We start from the raw sequence: 21,856 nt of genomic DNA, 5'->3' as shown, positions 1-21,856 counted from the left end.
ACGCCGCCACCGCGGGCGATGCGTTTGAGGCATCACCCTGGTCAATGAACGGCATTGGTCAAGCATTTTTGCGTCTGCGATAGTGAATTCACCCTAGGCGTTGCCTGGCTTTTCACTCTCTCGTCATGCAAAACTCTGCTTCCCTGATCGCTTCCGATATCGACTACGATCGCACCGGTCTTCAGACCGGCACGCTGCGCTTGCCTTACTCTCACGACCGATCCGCTTACGGTCACATCCCCATTCCGGTGGCCGTGTTGAACGCGGGCTCGGCCACGGGGCCCACGGTGCTGCTCACGGGCGGTAATCACGGCGACGAATACGAAGGTCCCATCGCCCTGATGAAGCTGATGCGGCGCCTGCCCGACATGTCGATTCGCGGCCGGTTGATCCTGATTCCAGGACTGAATTTTCCGGCGTTCGCGAACGGCACACGGACGTCCCCCATCGACAAGGGCAACCTGAATCGGCTGTTTCCCGGTGCGCGCAATGGGCAGCCGACCGAGATGATCGCGCACTACGTGGAAAGCGAGCTGCTGCCCCGCGCCGACGTCGTGATCGACTTGCACGCGGGCGGGGCATCGTTCGATCATGCGCCCACGTTGCTGGCCGCGCCACCCGCCGATGCGGCGCGCCGAGACATCTATCTGCAGTTGGTCCGTGCGTTTGGTGCGCCATACACAATGGTCATGGATCTGCTCGGCGAAGACCGCACCTTCGGCGCCGCGGCGCAACGCCACGACAAACTGTTTCTCTGCGGCGAATTCGGCGGTGGCGCGGGTTGCGACGCCGCCAATCTCGCCATCGTCGAAACCGGTTTGCGACGCGTTTTGCGCGTGCTGGGCGTCACGTCGGAGGACATCCCGACGCCGGCGCTCGACACACGCGTCATGGCGGTTCACGGGCCGAGGCATTACGTCTATGCGCCGGTGGGCGGAGTGTTCGAGCCCGCGTTCCGATTGGGCGAGGACGTGCGCCAAGGGCAACTGGCCGGACGCCTGTTCGATCCGCACGCCCCGTGGGAGGTACCCCGCGAAATCGCCTTCCGCAGCGACGGCACGGTGATGTGCATGCGCACGTTCGCCCGGGTGGAACCGGGCGACTGCATCGCATTGCTCGCCAGCGACAGCCACCGGGATTGACGCATACCGCGCCCGCCCCCGCCCTCCATCACTTCGACACGTTGCATGTCAAACAGGACTTTCTCATGAGCGCTCACCCCACCCTCATCGCCACGCCGGAAGATGCGCAACGCGGACACGCCGGCTACTTCAGCTATGTGGTGCTGCTGTTTTTTGTTTGTTTTGCGTTTTCCTATCTCGACCGTCAGGTCGTCAGCATTCTCGTGCAGCCGATCAAGCAAACGCTGGGGCTCACCGATGTGCAAATCGGTCTGATGCAAGGTTTATCGTTCACCCTGTGCTACGCCACGGCGGGCGTCTTCGTGGCGCGCTGGGTCGACCGAGCCAATCGTGTGAAGCTGATCGCGGCCTGCGTGGCGATCTGGGGCGCGTCGACGGTGCTGTGCGGGTTTGCGACCCACTTTACCGAGCTGTTGCTCGCGCGCGCCGGTACGGCCGTGGCGGAAGCGGCGCTCAGCCCCGCCGTGCTGTCGATCTTCAGCGATCTCTTCGCCCCCCGAAAGGTCACCCGCGCCAGCAGCATCTTCATGCTGGGGCCGTATGTCGGCGGCGGGCTGGCGTTGTCCGGCGGCGGCTTCCTGTTTGCTCTGAGCAGCGATCACGCCGCCAGCGCCTGGTTGGCCACCTATGGACTGACGCCGTGGCAGTCCGTGTTCGTGGCTGTCGGTCTGCCGGGCTTCCTGCTGAGCGCCTTGGTGTTGTTCACGGTGCGTGAACCCATGCGTCGCGGCCTTGGGCATGCCGGTGCCGCGGGCAAGGACGACTTGCCGTCGATGCGGGAAGTGATGCGCGAACTCTTCGTGAGGAATCGCTTTTGCCTGCCGTACTTTGCGGCGTATGTGGCGCTGATCACGCTTTTCTACGCCCACGCTGCCTGGTTTCCGGCGCTACTCATGCGCAAGTTCCAGCTTGACGCCCGGACGGTCGGCGAACTGGCGGCGCCAGCCTATATGCTGGGCGGCATGCTCGGTGTGGTGTGTGCGGGTCTGCTCGCAGCGCGTGCGACCGATCGTAGTGCGCTGCGCCGGGTGCTGGGTTTGTCCACTGGCGGTGCGGCCATCCTGATTCCCGCCGCGTTCGCGATGCCGCTGATGAGTCATAGTCTGGCGGCAGTCGTGCTGTATGGCGCGTGCGCCTTCGCGGCCAGCATTGCGATGGCGCTCGCGCCCGTGCCGCTTCAGATCGCGCTGCCGAACCGGATGCGCGGCCGAGCGATAGCGTTGCTCGTTTTCATGACCAACGCCATCAGCGGCAGTGTCGGTCCGTTTGCGGTTGGAGCGATCAACGAGCACCTTGGAAAAACGCCAGGCAGTCTGGGCACGGCGCTGGCGATGGTGGGCACCGTCGCGGCGATCGCCAGCTTCCTTTGCTATGCGTTGGCCACGCGCCGAGCCGCGTTACCCACGGCATCCGGTAGCGAGTGATGCGCGTGCCCCTGTGTGCCCGGCCTAACGTTTTGGAACTTGGATCATGACCTCGTCATTGCCCGTCTTTCGTGTGGGAGCCGCCAGAATCACCGGCATTTTCGAGACCGCTTTCTCGTTGCCCGCGTCGCGTCTGTTCCCGGATTGGGACGCAACGGCGGGGGCCGAACTCGCGGCAAAGCTCTCGCCGGCCTCGTTCGACCGATCGAGCGGGCTCGTCGGACTGCAAACGCATCTGTGGGTCGTGGAACTCGACGGCCTGACGATCGTCGTCGACACCGGCATCGGCAATGACAAGACGCGTGCCTTCAGTCCGTTGTTCGACCGTTTGTCGAATCCCGTGCTGGAGCGCTTGAGCGCGGCGGGGTTCGATCGCCGGCGTGTCGACTATGTGTTCAACACACACCTCCATGTCGATCATGTTGGCTGGAACACCTTTCGCGAGGGAGAACGCTGGGTACCCGTCTTTCCCAATGCCACCTATGTGTTCGCCCGGCGTGAACGCGAATACTTCGACACCGGCTCGGGCGCCGCACGTCGAATGGTGTTCGAAGACAGTGTGTTGCCGCTGTTCGACGCCGGTCTTGTGCATGAGGTGCCCGACGGCGGTGACCAGATACTCGACGGCATTCGTTTCATGCCGACGCCGGGCCACAGCGCGGGGCATATGGCCATTTCAATCACATCTCAGGGGGAGACCGCACTGTTTTCGGGCGATGTCATGCACAGCCCCGTGCAGGTCTATCGTCCCGAATGGTGTTCGGCGTTCTGTCTCGACCCGGTTCAGGCCGGCGTGTCGCGCCGCAGCTTGCTCGATCTGGCCGTTGAGACCGGAACCACGGTGTTTCCGGCTCACTTTCCGGAGGGTTCGGCAGGCAAGGTCGTGCGTGGTGCGGACGGGCTGACGTGGCAGTACCTCATGCCCACGCCAAGGTGATAAGGCACGGCGGGCAACCCCCCGTGCTGATCGCCAATAAAGTCGCACTGGAATGAGAAAGGGACGGCACGCGCCGTCCCTTTCTCGTGAGGCTTCCAGTCTAAGACGACGCTCAGCCTTGGCTCAGCACCTTGGCAATGCTGTCAGCGACCACCGCCACGTTTTTCTCGTTGAGGCCGGCCACACACATACGGCCCGAGCGGATCAGATAGACGCCGTAGGTCTCGCGCAGCACATCGACCTGCGCCGCCGACAGCCCCGTGTACGTGAACATGCCGCGCTGCTCGAGGTAGCGCGAAAGCATTGTTTCGGGGATGTGCCCGCGCAGGCCTTCATGAATCGCGCCACGCATGCGCGCAATGCGCTGGCACATCGCCATGAGTTCGGCTTCCCACGACTGGCGCAGTGCCGGCGTGCTCAACACCTTGGCAACGATCTTCGCGCCATGCGTCGGCGGGTTGCTGTAGTTCGAACGCACCGCGCTCGTGAGCTGACCCAGCACGCGATCGGCCGCTTGCGCCGACTCGCAGATCACCGACAGGCCGCCGACACGCTCGCCGTACAGCGAGAAGTTCTTCGAGAACGAGTTGGCGACGAAGGCCGGCACGCCCTGACGCGCCAGTTCGCGAATCACGAACGCATCGGCGTCCAGACCCGAACCGAAGCCCTGATACGCCATGTCGACGAAGGGCAGCAACTCGCGCTTCTTGAGCACGTCGATCAACTGCACCCACTGCGCGTCGTTCAGATCGACGCCGGTCGGGTTGTGGCAGCAGGCGTGCAGCAGCACCACGCTGCGCGCAGGCAGCTTGTCGATGGCGTCGACCATCGCGTCGAAACGCAGGCCGCCGGTGGCTTCGTCGTAATACGGATACGTATTCACGGTGAAACCGGCACGCTCGAAGATGAAGCGATGGTTGTCCCACGTCGGATCGCTCACCCACACCTGCGCGCCAGGGAAGTAGCGCTTGATGAAGTCGGCGCCGACCTTGAGGGCACCCGAGCCGCCGAGCGTCTGCACCGTGGCGATGCGGCCATCGGCGCGCGCCGGCGAATCGTCGCCGAACACGAGCGCTTGCACGGCGTCGCGATAGGTGGCCAGGCCCGCCATCGGCAGATACGGCTTCGGACCGATTTCGCCGAGCAGTTGCGTTTCGGCCTCACGCACGGCCTGCATGACCGGCAGGCGGCCAGCGTCGTCGTAATAGATGCCGATGCTCAGGTTGACCTTGTTGGTGCGCGGGTCCTTGGCGAAATTCTCGTTGAGCGAGAGGATCGGGTCACCGGGATAGGCATCGATATGTTCGAACATGGCGGTTCCTGGAAAAACGAAAGAAAGTCGGGAGTGCGGGCTCGAGGGCGCCGGACCGTCCGGTAGGTTCCGGCGGCCCCGACGGCGCCAAACGATTGATGATACCGCTAGTGAGGTATCGCCGGGTATGCCCCCGGGCGGTTGGCGCCCGAGGGGAGGCCGAGAGGCGTGGTGACCGGCGGCTGCCGATGCCCGTCAGCCTTGGGCCGATGACGTCAGCGTGCCGCGCTGGCCTGAACCGGCGCTACGCCGCTTTTTTTCTGACGCACGCGATAACCGATGCCGAGCACGACCAGCCACACGGGAATCAGGTAGACCGAAATGCGCAGGTCCGGGATCAGGTACATCACCACCAGAATGCCGCCGAGGAACGCCAGGCACACGTAGTTCGTGAGGGGGTAGCCAAGGCTCTTGAACAGCGTTGTCTCGCCCGCGCGCGCCTTGGCGCGACGGAAGGCCAGATGGATCACGCTGATCATCGCCCAGTTGATGATCAGCGCCGACACGACCAGCCCCATCAGCAGTTCGAACGCCTTGCCCGGCATGAAGTAGTTGATCACCACGCACACGGCGGTCGCGGCGGCCGAGACGCCCAGCGCCAGCAGCGGAATGCCACGACGGTTGACCTTGAGCAGCGCGCGCGGCGCATTGCCTTGACCGGCCAGACCGTAGAGCATGCGGCTATTGCAGTACACGCAACTGTTGTAGACCGACAGTGCCGCGGTCAGTACTACCGCATTGAGCACATTGGCCACGGCGTTGCTGTTCAGTGCGTGGAAGATCAGCACGAACGGGCTGCCGCCGGAGACGACCTTCTCCCACGGGTACAGCGAGAGCAGCACGCCGAGCGCACCAACGTAGAAAATCAGAATACGGTAGATGACCTGGTTGGTCGCGCGCGGGATGGTGTGCGACGGGTTGTCCGCTTCCGCCGCCGTAATGCCGACCAGTTCCAGCCCCCCGAAGGAGAACATGATGACGGCCATCGCCATGACGAGGCCTGACACGCCGTTCGGGAAGAAGCCGCCGTGCCGCCACAGGTTGGTCACGCTGGCTTCCGGGCCCGCGTGGCCGGAGAGCAGCAGATAGCCGCCGAACCCGATCATGCCGACGATGGCCCCGACCTTGATGATGGAGAACCAGAACTCCATCTCGCCGTACGACTTCACGCTCGAGAGGTTGATGGCGTTGATGACGCCAAAGCAAACGAGGGCCGACACCCACGTCGGGATGGCGGGCCACCAGTACTGGACGTAGATGCCCACGGCCGAGAGTTCGGCCATCGAGACCAGCACGTAGAGCACCCAGTAGTTCCAGCCGGACACGAAGCCCGCGAAATGGCCGCAATACTTGTTGGCGAAGTAGCTGAACGAACCGGCGACCGGCTCGTCGACGACCATTTCTCCGAGCTGTCGCATGATGAAAAACGCGACAACACCGGCAATCGCGTAGCCCAGCAGGACTGACGGACCCGCGGTCTTGATGGTTTGGGCGATGCCGAGAAAGAGGCCGGTGCCGATCGCGCCACCCAGCGCGATCAATTGGATGTGACGATTCTTCAGGCCGCGGTGGAGCGAACCTTCTTGTGGTGCATTGGCGGACATGTCTGTTCCTTACCCTACCTTCATTGCCATGCGGCGCGCTTCTCTGTTTCGTGCTGTGCGAACGAACCGGAACCGTTGAGCCGCCACGGCGCGGCGCTTATGACGCCGTCGCCGTGTCCTTTGGGATCATCGGCGCGTGCCGATGATCGTGTCTCCCCCCGGACTCAGACCTTGAGCGTGCCTCGCTCGATCTGATCGCGCTCGAGCGATTCGAACAGCGCCTTGAAGTTGCCTTCGCCGAAGCCGTCGTCGCCCTCACGCTGGATGAATTCGAAGAACACTGGGCCGAGCAGCGTCTTCGAGAAGATCTGCAACAGCAGACGCGGTTTGCCGCCTTCGGTCGTGCCGTCGAGCAGAATGCCACGCGACTTCAGCTCGCCGATCGGCTGGCCATGACCGGGCAGACGGGTTTCGAGCGCATCGTAGTAGAAGTCGTTCGGTGCGGTCATGAGATCGACGCCGGCCATTTGCAGGTTGTCGATCACCTGGAGCAGGTTGTCGGTGAGGAACGCAATGTGCTGAATGCCTTCGCCATTGAAGGCCATCAGAAATTCCTCGATCTGGCCGCTGCCCTTGGCGGATTCCTCGTTCAGGGGGATGCGGATTTTACCATCCGGCGCCGTCATGGCCTTGGACGTCAGACCCGTGTATTCGCCCGAGATGTCGAAGTAGCGAATCTCGCGGAAGTTGAACAGCTTCTCGTAGAAGTTGGCCCAGTACGCCATGCGGCCGCGATACACGTTGTGCGTCAGGTGATCGATCAGGCGCAGGCCGTGGCCCACCGGATGACGGTCGACACCCTCGATGAATTCGAAGTCGATGTCATAGATCGACTTGCCTTCCTCGAAGCGGTCGATCAGGTACAGCGGCGCGCCGCCGATGCCCTTGATCGCGGGCAGACGCAGCTCCATCGGGCCGGTCTCGATCTCCACCGGCTGGGCGCCGAGCGCCAGCGCACGGGCGTAGGCCTTGTGCGAGTCCTTCACGCGGAATGCCATGCCGCAGGCGCTCGGGCCGTGTTCGGCGGCGAAGTACGCGGCTTCACTGTTCGGCTCGCGGTTCACGATGAAGTTGATGCCGCCCTGGCGGTACAGCACCACGTCCTTCGAGCGGTGACGGGCCACGAGCGTGAAGCCCATCTGCTCGAAAATCGGTTCGAGGACGTTCGGGGTGGGCGACGCGAATTCCACGAATTCGAAGCCCATCAATTGCATCGGGTTGTCAAACAGGTCGGCCATGATCGTCTCGGCTGGTTCGGTGGTTCAGGTGATTGGTGGGGTGTCGGATGCGTGGGTCGCTTGCACTGCCTGGCGGTGGTTATGTGTTGAACACCGGGGGCGACGTTGAGAAGTGCAACAAAATTGTGTTTTGTCGACCGTCTAGTCGGGATAGGGTGTTTCGCCCGTTCCTTTCGCCGAAGACCCTGAAATGTTGGGAATGTGGCGTGCATTAACGACGTTTTACCGCGCTCAGTGTAAGGGTGTCACCGCAAAATAGGATTTCGTAACGGTGTTAGGGAAACCCTAGTTTATGCACTAATATTTCGGTATATGTGACAAAGGAGAGGGAAAAGTGCATGACATCGAGATTGATCGAATCGACGTCCGGTTGCTGGGGGTTTTACAGTCGCATGGACGGATTTCGAATCTTGAACTGGCCGAGGCGATCAAGCTGTCGCCCGCGCAGACCCTGCGGCGTCATCGACGGCTCGAGGAGATGGGGGTGATCAAGGGCTACGACACACGGCTCGACGCGCAGCGGCTCGGCTTCGGCGTGGTCGCCTTCGTCCATGTGACGATGGAGCGAGGTCACATCCGCGACCTGTCGAACTTCAAGGGGCTGGTGGCGGAGTTGGCGCAGATTCAGGAGTGCTTTTCCGTGACGGGCGATATCGACTACGTGCTCAAGGTCGTCGCCCGGGATCTGAAGGCGCTGTCCGAGTTTCTGCTGGATACGCTGATGCGGATTCCGGGCGTCAGTGCCGTCAAGTCGAGCGTTTGTCTCGACGAAATCAAGTGCACCTCGGCCGTGCCGCTCACGCCCTGATGGCGGCCACCGACTGAACCCTCGACGCCCCTGATGGCGGGGCTGCGGCGGCCACGACCCCCATGGCCGCCCACGATGAAAATGTCGCGACGCCACACATCATGGTTGACAGTGCCTGAAAATCTGTGATTTCATGAGCGCCATGATCACCGCGCAATTCTCCCTCTCGCTACGACTACTAGCCCGCTCCACCGGGCTTGGTCCGTTGCTGCGCGCGTGCATCGTCTGAAGACTTCTCTGAAGCACCGCTGATTTTCCCCAGTTACGCCGATCTGAGCCCCGGTTCCTCCAACCGGCGGTCGTAGCTTATCTGCGTTCATGCGTCGTCCGGTTGCCACTGTTTGCCGACCCTCGAGACTACGCCATGTTGAAGCACCCCGCTACGAAGTACCGCCCGTTCACCCCGGTCAATATCCCGGACCGACAGTGGCCCAGCCGCACCATCACGCGCGCCCCGATCTGGATGAGCACCGATCTGCGCGACGGCAACCAGGCCTTGTTCGAGCCGATGGATGCCCAGCGCAAGATGCGCATGTTCAAGACGCTCGTCGCCATCGGCTTCAAGGAAATCGAAGTGGCGTTCCCGTCGGCGTCCGACACCGATTTCAACTTCGTGCGCGAATTGATCGAAGGCGGTCACATTCCCGACGACGTCACCATCGAAGTGCTCACGCAGGCGCGCGACGACCTCATCGAACGCACGTTCGCCGCCCTCAAGGGCGCGCCGCGCGCCATCGTCCACCTCTATAACGCGACCGCCCCCGAATTCCGCCGCATCGTCTTCAACCTCGATCAGCCCGGTGTGAAGGCGCTCGCCGTGGCTGCCGCCAAGACGATCAAGCGCTGTGCCGACGCCGCGCCGGACACGCAATGGACGCTGCAATACAGTCCCGAGACGTTCACCGGCACTGAACTTGAGTTCGCCAAGGAGGTGTGCGACGCCGTGTTCGACGTGTGGCAACCCACGCCGCAGCGCAAATGCATCGTCAATCTGCCGGCCACGGTGGAGATCGGCACGCCGAACCACTACGCCGACCAGATCGAGTGGATGCACCGTCACCTCGCCCGTCGCGATTCGCTGATTCTCTCGGTCCACCCGCACAACGATCGCGGCACGGCCGTGGCTGCCGCCGAGCTGGCCGTGATGGCCGGTGCCGATCGCATTGAAGGGTGCCTCTTCGGCAACGGCGAGCGCACCGGCAACGTCGACCTCGTCACGCTTGGATTGAATCTGTACACGCAGGGCGTGGATCCGGGCCTCGACTTCTCGAACATCAACGAGATCGCCCGCACGTCGGAAGAATGCACGCAATTGCCCGTGCATCCGCGTCATCCGTATGTTGGCGACCTGGTGTTCACCGCGTTCTCCGGCTCGCATCAGGACGCCATCAAGAAGGGCCTGGCCGCGCAAAAACCGGACACGGTGTGGGAAGTGCCGTACCTGCCCATCGATCCGAGCGATCTCGGCCGCACATACGACTCGATCATTCGCGTGAACAGCCAGTCGGGCAAGGGCGGCATCGCCTATCTGCTCGAGCAGTCGTATGGCGTGCAGATGCCGCGTCGCCTGCAGGTCGATTTCAGCTCGGCTGTGCAGCGCTACACCGACGAGACGGGCGCCGAAGTCACCGCATCGCAGATCTGGCAACTGTTCCAGAAGGAATACGTGGCGTCGAGCGAGCCGGTCGCTTACGTCGGTCACACGCTGTCGGAGCGCGATGGCCGCCAGCAGATCGCCGTGACGCTCGACATTCACGGCCAGCGCACGACGGTGTCGGGCTCCGGTAACGGTCCGCTCGACGCCCTGATGCACGCCATGCGCACGCCGGTGCGCGTGCAGCACTACGAGGAGCGCGCCCTCACGCAAGGCGCCGACGCCCGAGCGATCGCCATCGCGGAGCTGGCCGGCGAGGCCATCGTGGGCAGCGCGTTCGGCGTGGGCATCGATGCGAATCTGACGACTGCGTCGATCCGGGCGGTGATCAGCGGCATCAACCGTGCTTACACCCGCAGCGACGCGCAGGCGCAGGCAACGTTCTTCGACGCCGTCATGCGCGACGTCGCCAAGGCCGTCTGAACGGTCGCGGCAAGCAGGGGAAGAACGAGAAGGATGGAAGGAGATTGAGGGCAGACGCGTCCCGACCGGCATCGATCATGCCGACGGGACCCGGGCGCGGCGTGGCGGGACCTACCCGGTCCCGCACGCACGCCCGGCCCTGAAACACAGGCGGTGTGGTGGGATTACACCGCTTCGATGGCGATAGCGATGCCTTGGCCGACCCCAATGCACATCGTACACAGCGCAAAGCGACCACCCGTACGCTGGAGCTGATACATCGCCGTCGTCACCAGACGTGCGCCGCTCATGCCGAGCGGGTGGCCCAGCGCAATGGCGCCGCCGTTCGGATTGACGCGCAGGTCGTCGTCGGCCACGCCGAGCTGACGCAGCACGGCCAGGCCCTGGCTCGCAAACGCTTCGTTGAGTTCGATCACGTCGAACTGATCGATCGACATACCGAGCCGCGCGAGCAGTTTTTTCGTTGCGGGAGCCGGACCGATGCCCATGATGCGCGGTGCCACCCCTGCCGTCGCCATGCCCAGAATGCGGGCACGCGGCGTCAGGCCAAAGCGCGCCGCACTCGCCTCGTCTGCCAACAGCAGCGCGCAGGCGCCGTCGTTGACGCCAGAAGCGTTACCGGCGGTCACGGTGCCATCCGGGCGTACCACGCCCTTGAGTCTGGCAAGCGCTTCCATGCTCGTCGCACGCGGATGTTCGTCGCGATCCACCACGATCGCCTCGCCCTTCTTCTGGGCGATGGAAACCGGCGTGATTTCCTGCGCCAACGTGCCGTCGGCCTGTGCACGTGCCGCCTTTTCCTGCGAACGCACCGCGAAGCGATCCTGGTCTTCACGGCTGATGCCGAACTCGGTCGCGACGTTCTCGCCCGTCTCGGGCATCGAATCCACACCGTACTGCGCCTTCATCAGCGGATTGACGAAACGCCAGCCGATGGTCGTATCGAAAATCTCCGCCTGACGCGAAAACGCGCTCGCCGCCTTGCCCATCACGAACGGTGCACGGCTCATGCTCTCCACGCCCCCGGCGATCATCAGACCGGCTTCGCCCGCCTTGATGGCGCGCGCGGCGGTGCCGATGGCGTCCATGCCCGAACCGCACAGGCGGTTGAGCGTGGCACCCGGCACGTCTTGCGGCAGGCCGGCCAGCAGCGACGACATGCGCGCCACATTGCGGTTGTCTTCCCCGGCCTGGTTGGCGCAGCCGAAGATCACGTCGTCGACCTGCGTCCAGTCGACGCCGCCGTTGCGCGCCATGAGCGCTCTGAGGGGAACGGCACCGAGGTCGTCGGCACGCACGGAGGACAGCGCGCCGCCGTAGCGGCCGATCGGGGTGCGAATGGCGTCGCAGATAAAGACTTCACTCATGGGTCTACCTCAGCGGAATCGAAACTCACGCGGGGAGTCTCGCGGATGAAAAAACGCCGGGTTACATCAGGCGATGTCCCGGCGATGGGGGGTGTCGTGTCAGGCAACGGCCGGCGAGGGCAGCAGCGTCACACCGGTCACACGTTGAAGCTCGTCGAGCGTGAGGCCGTCGACCATCTCGACGACGCGCAGGCCTTCGGGGGTGACGTCGATCACGGCCAGATCGGTGTAGATGCGCGTGACGCAACCCACACCGGTGAGGGGATACGTACACTGCTCGACGATCTTGCTCTCGCCCTGCTTGGTCTGGTGCTCCATCATCACGAACACCTGCTTGGCGCCGCTGGCGAGGTCCATCGCCCCGCCCACGGCCGGGATCGCGTCGGGAGCGCCCGTGTGCCAGTTGGCGAGGTCGCCCGTCTTCGAAACCTGGAACGCGCCGAGCACGCAGAAGTCGAGGTGGCCGCCGCGCATCATCGCGAACGAATCGGCATGGTGGAAATAGGCGCCGCCCGGCTTGAGCGTGACGGGCTGCTTGCCGGCATTGATGAGGTCTTCGTCCTCTTCGCCCTTGACGGGGGCCGGGCCCATGCCGATCACGCCGTTCTCGCTCTGGAGGATGATCTCGCGCTCGGCGGGCAAATGGTTGGCGACGGCGGTCGGCAGGCCGATGCCGAGGTTCACGTAGGCGCCGTCGGGAATGTCCTGGGCGACGCGGGCGGCCATCTGGTCGCGGGTCAGTCGGTTCATGTCGTGCTCCGAAATCAGATGGGGATCACGCGCGTGCGGCGCCAGGCACCGCGACGACACGTTGAACGAAGATGCCGGGCGTGACCACGGCTTCCGGATCGAGGTCGCCAAGCTCGACGACTTCATTCACCTGAACGATGGCGCACTTGGCCGCCGTGGCCATGATCGGGCCGAAGTTGCGGGCGGTCTTGCGATACACGAGGTTGCCCCAGCGGTCGCCCTTGAGCGCCTTGATGAGCGCGAAGTCGGCGTGGATCGGCAGTTCAAACACGTACGGCTTGCCGTCGATGACGCGGGTTTCCTTGCCCTCGGCGAGCAGCGTGCCGTAGCCGGTCGGCGTGAAGAAGCCGCCAATGCCGGCGCCCGCGGCGCGAATGCGCTCGGCCAGATTGCCCTGCGGCACCAGTTCCAGCTCGATCTTGCCCGCGCGATAGAGTGCGTCGAACACCTGCGAGTCGGTCTGGCGCGGGAACGAGCAGATGATCTTGCGCACGCGCCCGGCCTTGAGCAGGGCAGCGAGGCCGGTCTCACCGTTGCCGGCGTTGTTGTTGACGATGGTCAGTTCGCGCGAGCCTTGCTCGATCAGGGCGTCGATGAGCGCCGAGGGCATCCCGGCGTTGCCGAAGCCGCCAATCATGATCGTCGCGCCGTCGTGAACGTCGGCCACCGCGCTGGCGAGCGAATCGTAAATCTTGTTGATCACACGTGCCTCCTGGGCAGTTCCATCGGGCTGTCGGACTCGCGCCCGTGGCCCCTGTTGGGTGTCTCCCGGCGATGGCGTCTTGTCAGGCGGCATCGTCTGGTTCACAATGTTCTTATAGCGAACATGTATTCGCTATAAGAACAGCGTAAGCTTTCTCGTGTCGGCCGTCAAGCGAGGATCGGCCCGAGGAGGTGTGACGCCGGTCTGGCGCAGGCGACGCGATGGCGTGTGTCGTGCGGTGGAACCGGCGACGCAAATCCATTACGCTTGCCGTTCCATCGCATTCCGCCACCCGCCCATTTCCATGACATCCGTGCCCAACGACGCTACCGAACCGACCGACAAGAAACCGGGGGACTCCTACGTGCAGTCGTTCGCGCGCGGGCTGGCCGTGGTCAAGGCGTTCAACGCGACGCGCCCGGCGCAGACGCTCTCGGAGGTTGCGCAGGCATCGGGTCTTACGCGTGCGGGCGCGCGCCGCATTCTGCTCACGCTCGAAGCGCTGGGCTACGTGCGAAGCGAAGGACGCCTGTTTCGGCTCACGCCGCGTATTCTCGACCTCGGCTTTTCGTATCTGACGTCGATGCCGCTGTGGAATCTGGCCGAACCGTTCATGGAGGCCTTGGTGCTGGAGGTGCATGAGAGCAGCTCCGCTTCCGTGCTCGATGGCGACGACATCGTCTATGTCCTTCGCGTGCCTGTGCGCAAGGTGATGTCGATCAACCTGTCGATCGGCAGCCGTCTGCCCGCATGGTGCACGTCGATGGGACGCGTCATGCTCTCGGCGTTGCCCGACGACGAACTCGACGCCGCCTTGCGCCGCGCGGACATTCGCCAGCACACGCGCCGCACGGTGACGGATATCGACACGCTGCGTCAGCGCATTCTCGACGTGCGCGCCCAAGGATGGGCCATCGTCGACCAGGAGCTGGAAGAGGGGATGATTTCGATCGCCGCGCCGATTCGCAACCGCGCGGGCCAGGTGATTGCGGCGATGAACGTCAGCGGTCAGGCCAACCGGACATCGGCGGCCGACATGGAAGCGAAGTTCCTCGCCCCGTTGCTATCGGCAGCGCAGAAGATTTCGCAGATGGTGGTGGTGTAGCGTCTGCACGTAGGGTTCACACAGTCTGTCTCGCAACAAACGAAGCGGGGCGCCCGATGCCCGGGCGCCCCGCTTCGTTTATGTCACATCAGTCACATCAGTCATGTGAGCGCACCGACCGGCGATCAGGGCGCCGCGTTGCCCAGTGCCCCGGCGCGCGCCAGACGAAGCGCCGAAAGCAGCGTGTCGTGATCGCCGATCTGGTTGGCGAGCAGCAGGATCAATTGCGCGTTGGCCGCCTGACTTTGCGCCTCGTCGAGGTCTCGGTGCATGTCGATCAGCGCTTCGTAGAAATCGTCCGGACGTGTCAGGCGAGGTTGTGTATCGAGTGCCATGAAGAGGGGCTCCTTACTGCGGGATCGATGGGATCGGTGAGATCGGAATGGGGTTCGATGGACTTGGCCAGAACCCCATCAGGCCGCGCATTGCATCGGTGCGATGTCCGGCGCCGTGCGCCCCAGGGCGCGTTCGCGCGCGGCGGCAATCGCCGCGGCGTCGACGCGGCGCCATCGCGCACACACGTGCTGATCCGGACGAATCAGGTATACCGTGCCTGGCGCGGCGTCGTAGCGTTGCGCGGCCAGACCTTGCACATCGTGCCAGACGCTGTGGGGTTCACCGTGGGCATCCTGCGCGGCTTCGGCATCCGGCGAGACGAACACCGGCATGACCGGCACGCTGTCGTTCGCGAGGGCATCGAGGGCCGCGAGCGACGCGGTATCGAGCGACGCGGGCGCGCCGAACACGAGCGCGACGAAGCGCCCGCCCAGCCGCGGCAGCAGCCAGCCGTCCTGCCCATGCCGCACGAGTGGCGCATCCACGCAGGCGGCACCCGGCACCATGCATCCGGCAAACGTGTCGCGCTCGGCGGTGTTCAGTGTCGACTCGCTCAACACGGCGGGCACGGACAAGCGCCCGCTATTGACCAACTGGCGCGCGAACGCGTGATCGCGGGCGAGCGTCAGCACTGCATCGCGAAAGACACGCGAGACGGCGCTCTTGGGCGTGATGAAATCGGTGGAGCGTGTCGAGTTGCGGATGTTCTCGTCAGCGGCAAATTCGCGCTCGCGGGCGTAGGTATCGAGCAGCGTATCCGGCGCCTGACCGGCGAGCACCAGCGCCAGTTTCCACGCGAGGTTCTCGGCATCCTGTACGCCGCTGTTCGCGCCGCGCGCGCCGAACGGCGACACGCCATGCGCCGAATCCCCGGCGAACAGCACCTGTCCATGACGGAAGTCGTCCATGCGCAGGCACGAGAAGGTGTAGACGCTGACCCACTCCAGCGTGAATTTGGCGTCCGGGCCGAGCAAGGCCTGCACGCGCGGGATCACGCGCTCGGGGGTCTTCTCGACAGCCGGGTCGGCGTCCCATCCCAATTGAAAATCGATACGCCACACGTTGTCCGGTTGACGATGCAGCAGTACGGACTGATGCGGATGGAACGGCGGATCGAACCAGAACCAGCGCTCGGTCGGGAAGTCGGCCGTCATCTTCACGTCGGCGATCAGGAAGCGGTCCTTGAACGTGCGTCCGTGGGTGTCCACGCCGAGCAACTTGCGCACGGGACTGCGCGACCCGTCGGCGGCCACGACGTAGCGTGCGCGGGTTTGATAGTCGCCATCGGGCGTCTCGACCGTGAGCGTGACGTTCGCCTCGGGCGTGCCGGGCGTGCCTTGCTGCGTGAGGCCCACGACCTTGTGCTTCCAGCGGATATCGATATTGGGCAGTTCGCGCGCGCGCTCGTACAGATAGCCTTCGACGTAATACTGCTGAAGGTTGATGAACGCCGGACGATGGTGTCCCGCTTCCGGCAACAGGTCGAAGTTGTAGACCTCCTGATCGCGCAGGAACACGCGACCGACGTTCCAGCGCACGCCCTTTTGCACCATGCGCTCGCCACAGCCGAGACGGTCGAAGATATCGAGCGTGCGCTTGGCGAAGCAGATGGCGCGTGAGCCGGTCGAGAGCGTGCAGTCGTCGTCGAGCACGATCACGGGTACGCCCTGCTGCGCGAGATCGATGGCGCTGGCCAGGCCCACCGGCCCGGCGCCGACCACGATGACCGGGTGCGGCGCACTCGGGGCGTTGCCGGACTGTTCGGCGCAGGGCTGGTAATCGAACGTCAGGCGCTGGTAATCGATGCTGCTCATGCAATGTCTCCATCGTCGGCACCGCACCGGCGCAAGCGCCCCGGCGGATTCCGCTTTTTTGCTTTTGCTTTTGTTGTTGCGCCCGGCGCGGTGCCTATCGCCGCGCCGAGGCCGATCCGAGCGAACTCAGTCCTGCAGGGCGGTCCACATTTCCTTGTCGCGCTGTGCCGTCCAGATGCGCGGGTGCGTGATGCCGCTCGCTTCGTCGAACGCACGGGTCACGTCGAAAGGCAAGCAGTGTTCGTAAATGAATACATGGCCGAACTTGGGATCCATCTCGCGACGCGTGAGCGCCATCGCGCCCTTCAGGTCGAGCTTCTGTTCGACGGCTTGCTTGCCCGCTTCGAACAGCGTCGTCACGAAGTCCTTCGTATACGCGAGGCCCTTGGCGACGTCGTCGGGCGTGGTCAGGGCGGGGCCGCGACCCGGCACAAGCTTCTCGGCGCCAAGCGCGGCCAGCGCGTCGAGCGTGGCCGGCCATTCGGCGAGCTGCGCGTCACCGGTGTAGCAGGCGGCGTCGTACTCGACGAGGTCGCCCGAGAACAGCACCTTTTGCGACGGCAGCCACACCACGGTGTCGCCCTTGGTGTGACCCGAGCCGAGGTGGGCGATCTTCACTTCGAGCTTGCCGAGGAAGAGCGTGATTTCCTTCTCGAAGACGAGCGTCGGCCACGTGAGGCCAGGCACCGTCTCGACACCGGCGAACAGACGCGGAAAGCGCTCGATCTCCGACTTCATGTCGGCTTCGCCGCGCTCGACGATCATCTCGTACGTGCCGCGGCTCGCGATGATCTGCTGCGCGCCTTCGGCAAAGTAGGCCGACGCACCCAGCACGCGCACCGCGTGATAGTGCGAGAGCACCACATACTTGATCGGCTTGTCGGTGATCGTGCGGATCTTCGCGATGAGATCCTGCGCCATGGCGGGCGTGGCCGTCGTGTCGACGATCATCACGCCGTCGTCGCCAATGATGACGCCCGAGTTCGGGTCGCCCTCGGCCGTGTAGGCCCAGGCGTTTTCCGACAGTTGGGTGAACGTGACCTTCTTGGCTTCCAGGTCGGCTTGGGAGGCGAATGCTTTGGTCATGCTTGTCTCTCTCTTGTCTCGTCTGCGGGGATGATGCGACTGATGGGATGCATGAAGGCATCTTACGAAACGCTTCTATTATTTGTCAATGACAAATATGATTGTTATTTGCTAATGTTGTAACGTGGGCGACGGGATGACGTTCCCATCTTGGGTTAACCCTTGGGAATCGCGAGAGCGATGCAAAGGCGGGCGTCGACTTGTTTAAAATCTAGGCCATTTTCCTTTGGGAGCCAGTCTCCCTTGATCGCATGAATCGAATTCCGATGGACGGCATGGCCGACGCCCGCGGGCAACCGGGGCGCACGTCGCGCGGTGTGCAAAGCGTGGACGTGGCGGCGCGTGTACTTCAGGCGCTGGCGCAGGCGCGTCGAGCGCTGGGGCCAGGCGATCTCGCCGCGCTCGCCGGATTGCCGCCCGCGCAGGCGCATCCGTACCTGGTGAGCCTCACGCGGCTCGGCTTGCTCAAGCGCGACCCGATGTCGGGCGACTACACGCCGGGGCCGATGACGTTGCGCCTTGCCCTGCTGCATCTCGAGAACGACCCCGCGTATCGCGCAGCCGTGCCGCGTGTGGTTGCGCTGGCGCGCGAGACCGGCCTGTGTGTCGCGATCTGCACGAGCGCGCCGCAGGGGCCCGTCGTCGTGCACTTCGAACGTGCGGCGTTTCCGCTGCATGTGAATCTTCACGTGGGATCGGTCATGTCGCTCACGACGACGTCGACCGGGCGGGCCTTTTGCGCCTTCACGCCGCAGGCGCAATGGCCGCAGGCGTGGCATGAGCAGATGCCCGCATTACCGGCGGAGCGCGAACGTTTCGACGCGCTGCTCGACGAGACACGCTCACACGGCGCGGCGCGCAGCGTGAATACACCAAGTCCCTCGGTGAGCAGCCTGTGCGCGCCGGTGTTCGATGCAAGCGGGCAGCTGCGTCTGGCGCTCACCGCGATCGGGCCGACGGCGGCGCTCGACGTGGCGTGGGACGGTGCCGCGGCGAGCGCATTGCGCGCGACGGCGAGTGCCATCGCCGCGCAAGTCGATGCCCGTGGCGAAGACGGCGAGACTGGCAAGGAGGGCGCATGAACGCGACGCGACGCACAGCGCAATCGCATGAGGTAACGGACGACGCAGCGGACGACGTAGCATCGACGCCCGCGAAACCGCAGCGCGGCATTCAGGCGCTGGAAAGCACCGGTGCGTTGCTCGAGGCGCTGGCGGCGGCGGGGCGTCCGCTGCCGCTCAATGCGCTGGCGCGCGACGCGGGGATGGCGCCGGCAAAGGCGCATCCGCATCTGGTGAGCTTGCAGCGTGCGGGCTTGATCTCGCGTGATGCAAACGGCAATTTCGAGGCGGGGGCGCTAAGTCTCGAACTGGGGTTGATGGCATTGCAGCGCCTCTCGCCGACGGGCGAGGCCGAGCCGGAGATTCTCGCGCTGGCGCAGGCCACCGGTCTGTCGGCCGCGATGGCCGTGCTGGGCCCGGTTGGCCCAACGGTGGTCAGGCTCGAAGAGGCGATGCGTCCGCAGCATGTGAGCTTGCGCATCGGCACAGTGCTTTCGTTGGTGAACACAGCCATTGGCCGGACGTTCGCCGCGTTTCTGCCCGAAGCGGTGCTCGACGGCATGCTCGCGCAGGAACCCGTGCGCATGGCCGGGCTTGGCGCGGAGGGACGTGCACCGACGCCGCCAGCCGACTATGCGGCGCGGCTGAAGGCAATTCGCGAGCAACGCGTCGATACGGCGCAGAGCAATCCGGTGCCCGGCATCGACACGGTGGCGGTGCCGGTGTTCGATCACACGGGGGAAGTGACGCTGGTACTGGCGCTGATGGGGTCGGCGGGGAGTTTCGAGACGGCGCTCGACGCCGCGCCGGCACAGGCCTTGTTGGCGGCGGCGCGTCGGTTGTCGTGGCGCTTCGGCGCGGTGGGGCGGGCATACGGCGCGGTCGGCGCAGTCGGGGCGCTTCGGTAAGCGCGCGGTGTCGACACGTTTGGGTGTCGGCCGCGCCATCGGCGAATACCGATCCCGGCCGAGGGGTTATCCGGCCGGGTGAGATTTCATCGGGTCGTCAATGAATCGCCAACGCGTTGGCTTGGGCGTTGGCGATGCCGGCCACCACGTTCACACCGAGATTGCCCGAGGCGCCCATCAGCGCACGGTCGCCCAGCGATGCACTCGGCACGCCGGTCAGGATCGTGGTGTTGTGAATCGTCTGGCGGGTGTCGACCGCCACTTGCGACGCATTCGCCAGCACAAGCTGATTCGACTGCAAGTTGAGCGCACCGGCGCCAACGTTGACGCCGAAGCTGCCGTGCGCGTTGCGCAGCGCGTCGGCGCCGAGCGTGGCGGCCTGGCTGCCGCGAAACACGGCGTCACTGACGATGGCTTGTCGGGTGGAGAGGTGGACGACGGAGGCGTCGTTGGTGGGGGCGGCGAAGGCCGGCGCCTGAGCGACGGTCAGCACGAGGGCACTCAGTAAGGCAATACGCGGCATATTGATTTTCCCCAGACGGTCCGGCGGGACGGATATCTGGTTATCGGCGCCTGAGGCGCTCGGGTTGAGGGAAATTTTCATGTGCCGCGGATGCGCCGGTCGTTGATGGATTGCCCCGGCCCCGGCGCGTTGCGTCACTGAAAGCCGCGATCCTTCCCATGACCGCCGCGGCGCGCATTTTCGCATGACGACGCGCGCTTGCGTCGCCATGCCATTGCCTCGGATATGGATGGCCGAGCCTGCCTTGACGCGCGAGATTACGCCGGTTCTCCCGCGCCGTTCGCGAGTTTTGCCGCCGCGCTGTGCGATGGCGTCGCGGCTTGCTGCTGGATCGACGCCGATTTTTTGTGGTCGATCAACAACACGGCAATGACCGCGATGACGGCCGGAATCGCGATTGCCATAAAGTTTTGTTGCAAAGGCAGTGACAGGCTGACCAGCATGCCGATCGCGATCGGCGCGAGAATGGCCCCGCTGCGTCCCACCCCGGAGGCCCAGCCGATCCCCGTGCCGCGTGCGGCCATCGGATAGAACTGTCCTGCGTAGGCATAGGTGACGATCTGCGTGCCGATGGTCGACGCCCCGGCCAATCCCACCAGTACGAACAGCACCGGCGTCGGTACCTTCACCCCGAGCAGCGTGATCGACACCGCGGCCAGCGCATACATGCCCACGAGCACGTATTTGATGTTGAACCGGTCCGCGAGCCAGCCGCCGCCGATGGCGCCGAGCATCGCGCCAAAGTTCAGCACCAGCACAAACGTGAGCGCCGAGCCGAGGCTGTAACCGGCGCTGGCCATGAGCTTCGTGAGCCACGAGCTGAGCGCATACACCATGAACAGGCACATGAAGAACGCGATCCACAGCATGACGGTGCTCACGCCGCGTCCGTCCTGGAACAGTCGTGAGAGCGGCGCGGCCGGCTTGCGATCCGTCGCGGGCAGCGCGAACTGATCGCCCGGCTGCGCGACATATTCCGGCGCGAGGCGGGCAAGCACTTGTTTGAGCGCGTCGAGACGGCCGGTGCGGATCAGGAACGGCATCGACTCCGGTAGCGCCTTCATCGCGAACGGCACGAGCAGCGCGGGCAGACCGGCTGCCAGAAAGACGGACTGCCAACCGTGCGTCTCGATCAACCCCTTGCCGAGCAACGCGGCGAGCATGCCGCCCACCGAATAGCCCGAGAACATGAGGGTGACAAGCGTGGCGCGCAGGCGACGCGGCGCGTACTCCGTCATTTGTGCGACCACGATCGGCATCACGCCGCCGATGCCGACGCCCGCGAAAAAACGCGTCACGGAAAAGCTGATCGGTTCGTGCGTGAATCCGGCCATGGCGGTAAACAGCGAGAACATCAGCACACAGATCGCGATGGCTTTGCGACGGCCGATGCTGTCGGCCACCATGCCCATCGCGATGGCGCCGAACATCATGCCGAAGAGGGCGGCGCTGACCATGAAGCCGGCGCTGGTGGCGTCCACATGCATCGCTTTCATGATCGATGGCAGCGCAATGCCCGCCACCGCGAGATCGTAGCCGTCGAAGATGATGATGAGCGCGCACCAGAGCAGGATGCGGTAGTGATAGCGGTTCAAGTGGGCGTCGTCGGCCAACTGATGTACGTCGATAGATCGCATGCGAGTGTCTCCATAACGAATCCG

19 protein-coding genes are annotated in these 21,856 nt (G+C 64.4%); 8 read left to right on the top strand and 11 right to left on the bottom strand.

Annotated features, from left to right (window positions below; all coding sequences use genetic code 11):
• Window positions 1-125 precede the first annotated feature (125 nt).
• From PEP31012_RS05475 to PEP31012_RS05465, 3 genes are all read left to right on the top strand, one after another.
• The gene (locus PEP31012_RS05475) at window positions 126-1,142 is read left to right on the top strand and encodes a succinylglutamate desuccinylase/aspartoacylase family protein (RefSeq protein ID WP_150588328.1); all 1,017 of its coding nucleotides are present in this window, start codon (window positions 126-128) and stop codon (window positions 1,140-1,142) included.
• Window positions 1,143-1,207: 65 nt separating this feature from the next.
• Window positions 1,208-2,566, top strand: coding sequence for an MFS transporter (locus PEP31012_RS05470; protein WP_150588327.1), 1,359 nt, complete (start codon window positions 1,208-1,210; stop codon window positions 2,564-2,566).
• Window positions 2,567-2,612: 46 nt separating this feature from the next.
• A complete protein-coding gene (locus tag PEP31012_RS05465) occupies window positions 2,613-3,503 on the top strand; it encodes an MBL fold metallo-hydrolase (RefSeq protein ID WP_150588326.1) in 891 nt (296 codons plus the stop codon).
• 112 nt (window positions 3,504-3,615) lie between these two features.
• Here the strand turns inward: PEP31012_RS05465 and PEP31012_RS05460 are convergent, their stop codons facing one another.
• The 3 genes from PEP31012_RS05460 to hppD form a co-directional block, all read right to left on the bottom strand.
• On the bottom strand, window positions 3,616-4,815 hold the full coding sequence (locus PEP31012_RS05460; RefSeq protein WP_150588325.1) for an amino acid aminotransferase: 1,200 nt from the start codon (window positions 4,813-4,815) through the stop codon (window positions 3,616-3,618).
• Between the two features lie 215 nt (window positions 4,816-5,030).
• The gene (locus tag PEP31012_RS05455) at window positions 5,031-6,419 is read right to left on the bottom strand and encodes an amino acid permease (RefSeq protein ID WP_150588324.1); all 1,389 of its coding nucleotides are present in this window, start codon (window positions 6,417-6,419) and stop codon (window positions 5,031-5,033) included.
• 164 nt (window positions 6,420-6,583) lie between these two features.
• A complete protein-coding gene (gene hppD / locus PEP31012_RS05450; protein WP_150588323.1) occupies window positions 6,584-7,657 on the bottom strand; it encodes a 4-hydroxyphenylpyruvate dioxygenase in 1,074 nt (357 codons plus the stop codon).
• A 334-nt stretch (window positions 7,658-7,991) separates the two neighbouring features.
• On the opposite strand from hppD, the gene PEP31012_RS05445 reads away from it, so the two are divergent.
• Together PEP31012_RS05445 and leuA are read left to right on the top strand one after the other, a co-directional pair.
• Window positions 7,992-8,465: an Lrp/AsnC family transcriptional regulator gene (locus tag PEP31012_RS05445; RefSeq protein WP_150551671.1), complete on the top strand. Its 474-nt coding sequence runs from the start codon at window positions 7,992-7,994 to the stop codon at window positions 8,463-8,465.
• A gap of 364 nt (window positions 8,466-8,829) precedes the next feature.
• The gene (gene leuA, locus PEP31012_RS05440) at window positions 8,830-10,542 is read left to right on the top strand and encodes a 2-isopropylmalate synthase (RefSeq protein WP_150588322.1); all 1,713 of its coding nucleotides are present in this window, start codon (window positions 8,830-8,832) and stop codon (window positions 10,540-10,542) included.
• 164 nt (window positions 10,543-10,706) lie between these two features.
• On the opposite strand, the gene pcaF is transcribed toward leuA, so the two are convergent.
• The 3 genes from pcaF to PEP31012_RS05425 all read right to left on the bottom strand — a co-directional run bounded on the left by pcaF (window position 10,707) and on the right by PEP31012_RS05425 (window position 13,362).
• Entirely contained in the window at window positions 10,707-11,909 is a 1,203-nt protein-coding gene (gene pcaF / locus PEP31012_RS05435; protein ID WP_150588321.1) for a 3-oxoadipyl-CoA thiolase, read from the bottom strand.
• A gap of 99 nt (window positions 11,910-12,008) precedes the next feature.
• Window positions 12,009-12,659, bottom strand: a complete 651-nt coding sequence (locus PEP31012_RS05430) for a CoA transferase subunit B (protein WP_150588320.1) — start codon at window positions 12,657-12,659, stop codon at window positions 12,009-12,011.
• A gap of 25 nt (window positions 12,660-12,684) precedes the next feature.
• Window positions 12,685-13,362: a 3-oxoacid CoA-transferase subunit A gene (locus PEP31012_RS05425; RefSeq protein ID WP_150588319.1), complete on the bottom strand. Its 678-nt coding sequence runs from the start codon at window positions 13,360-13,362 to the stop codon at window positions 12,685-12,687.
• Between the two features lie 304 nt (window positions 13,363-13,666).
• On the opposite strand from PEP31012_RS05425, the gene PEP31012_RS05420 reads away from it, so the two are divergent.
• On the top strand, window positions 13,667-14,467 hold the full coding sequence (locus tag PEP31012_RS05420) for an IclR family transcriptional regulator (protein WP_150588318.1): 801 nt from the start codon (window positions 13,667-13,669) through the stop codon (window positions 14,465-14,467).
• A 125-nt stretch (window positions 14,468-14,592) separates the two neighbouring features.
• On the opposite strand, the gene PEP31012_RS05415 is transcribed toward PEP31012_RS05420, so the two are convergent.
• The 3 genes from PEP31012_RS05415 to PEP31012_RS05405 all read right to left on the bottom strand — a co-directional run bounded on the left by PEP31012_RS05415 (window position 14,593) and on the right by PEP31012_RS05405 (window position 17,703).
• Window positions 14,593-14,802, bottom strand: a complete 210-nt coding sequence (locus tag PEP31012_RS05415; protein ID WP_150588317.1) for a DUF2783 domain-containing protein — start codon at window positions 14,800-14,802, stop codon at window positions 14,593-14,595.
• 78 nt (window positions 14,803-14,880) lie between these two features.
• The gene (locus PEP31012_RS05410; protein ID WP_150588316.1) at window positions 14,881-16,617 is read right to left on the bottom strand and encodes an FAD-dependent oxidoreductase; all 1,737 of its coding nucleotides are present in this window, start codon (window positions 16,615-16,617) and stop codon (window positions 14,881-14,883) included.
• A 126-nt stretch (window positions 16,618-16,743) separates the two neighbouring features.
• The gene (locus PEP31012_RS05405; protein ID WP_150588315.1) at window positions 16,744-17,703 is read right to left on the bottom strand and encodes an MBL fold metallo-hydrolase; all 960 of its coding nucleotides are present in this window, start codon (window positions 17,701-17,703) and stop codon (window positions 16,744-16,746) included.
• Window positions 17,704-17,954: 251 nt separating this feature from the next.
• On the opposite strand from PEP31012_RS05405, the gene PEP31012_RS05400 reads away from it, so the two are divergent.
• Window positions 17,955-18,785: an IclR family transcriptional regulator gene (locus tag PEP31012_RS05400; protein ID WP_246171154.1), complete on the top strand. Its 831-nt coding sequence runs from the start codon at window positions 17,955-17,957 to the stop codon at window positions 18,783-18,785.
• Window positions 18,782-19,672 carry an IclR family transcriptional regulator gene (locus tag PEP31012_RS05395; RefSeq protein ID WP_246171153.1) on the top strand — a complete coding sequence of 297 codons (891 nt, stop codon included), beginning with the start codon at window positions 18,782-18,784 and terminating at the stop codon, window positions 19,670-19,672. Before PEP31012_RS05400 ends, PEP31012_RS05395 begins: the two co-directional genes overlap by 4 nt.
• Window positions 19,673-19,769: 97 nt before the next feature.
• Here PEP31012_RS05395 and PEP31012_RS05390 read toward each other — a convergent pair whose 3' ends face one another.
• Together PEP31012_RS05390 and PEP31012_RS05385 are read right to left on the bottom strand one after the other, a co-directional pair.
• The gene (locus tag PEP31012_RS05390) at window positions 19,770-20,276 is read right to left on the bottom strand and encodes a hypothetical protein (protein ID WP_150588314.1); all 507 of its coding nucleotides are present in this window, start codon (window positions 20,274-20,276) and stop codon (window positions 19,770-19,772) included.
• A 176-nt stretch (window positions 20,277-20,452) separates the two neighbouring features.
• Window positions 20,453-21,832, bottom strand: a complete 1,380-nt coding sequence (locus PEP31012_RS05385) for an MFS transporter (protein WP_150588313.1) — start codon at window positions 21,830-21,832, stop codon at window positions 20,453-20,455.
• Between the last annotated feature and the right edge of the window lie 24 nt (window positions 21,833-21,856).

Source organism: Pandoraea eparura, assembly GCF_902459725.1.
In the GTDB taxonomy this organism is placed as follows: Bacteria; Pseudomonadota; Gammaproteobacteria; order Burkholderiales; family Burkholderiaceae; genus Pandoraea; species Pandoraea eparura.
This window is presented reverse-complemented; position numbering and strand designations above follow the sequence as displayed.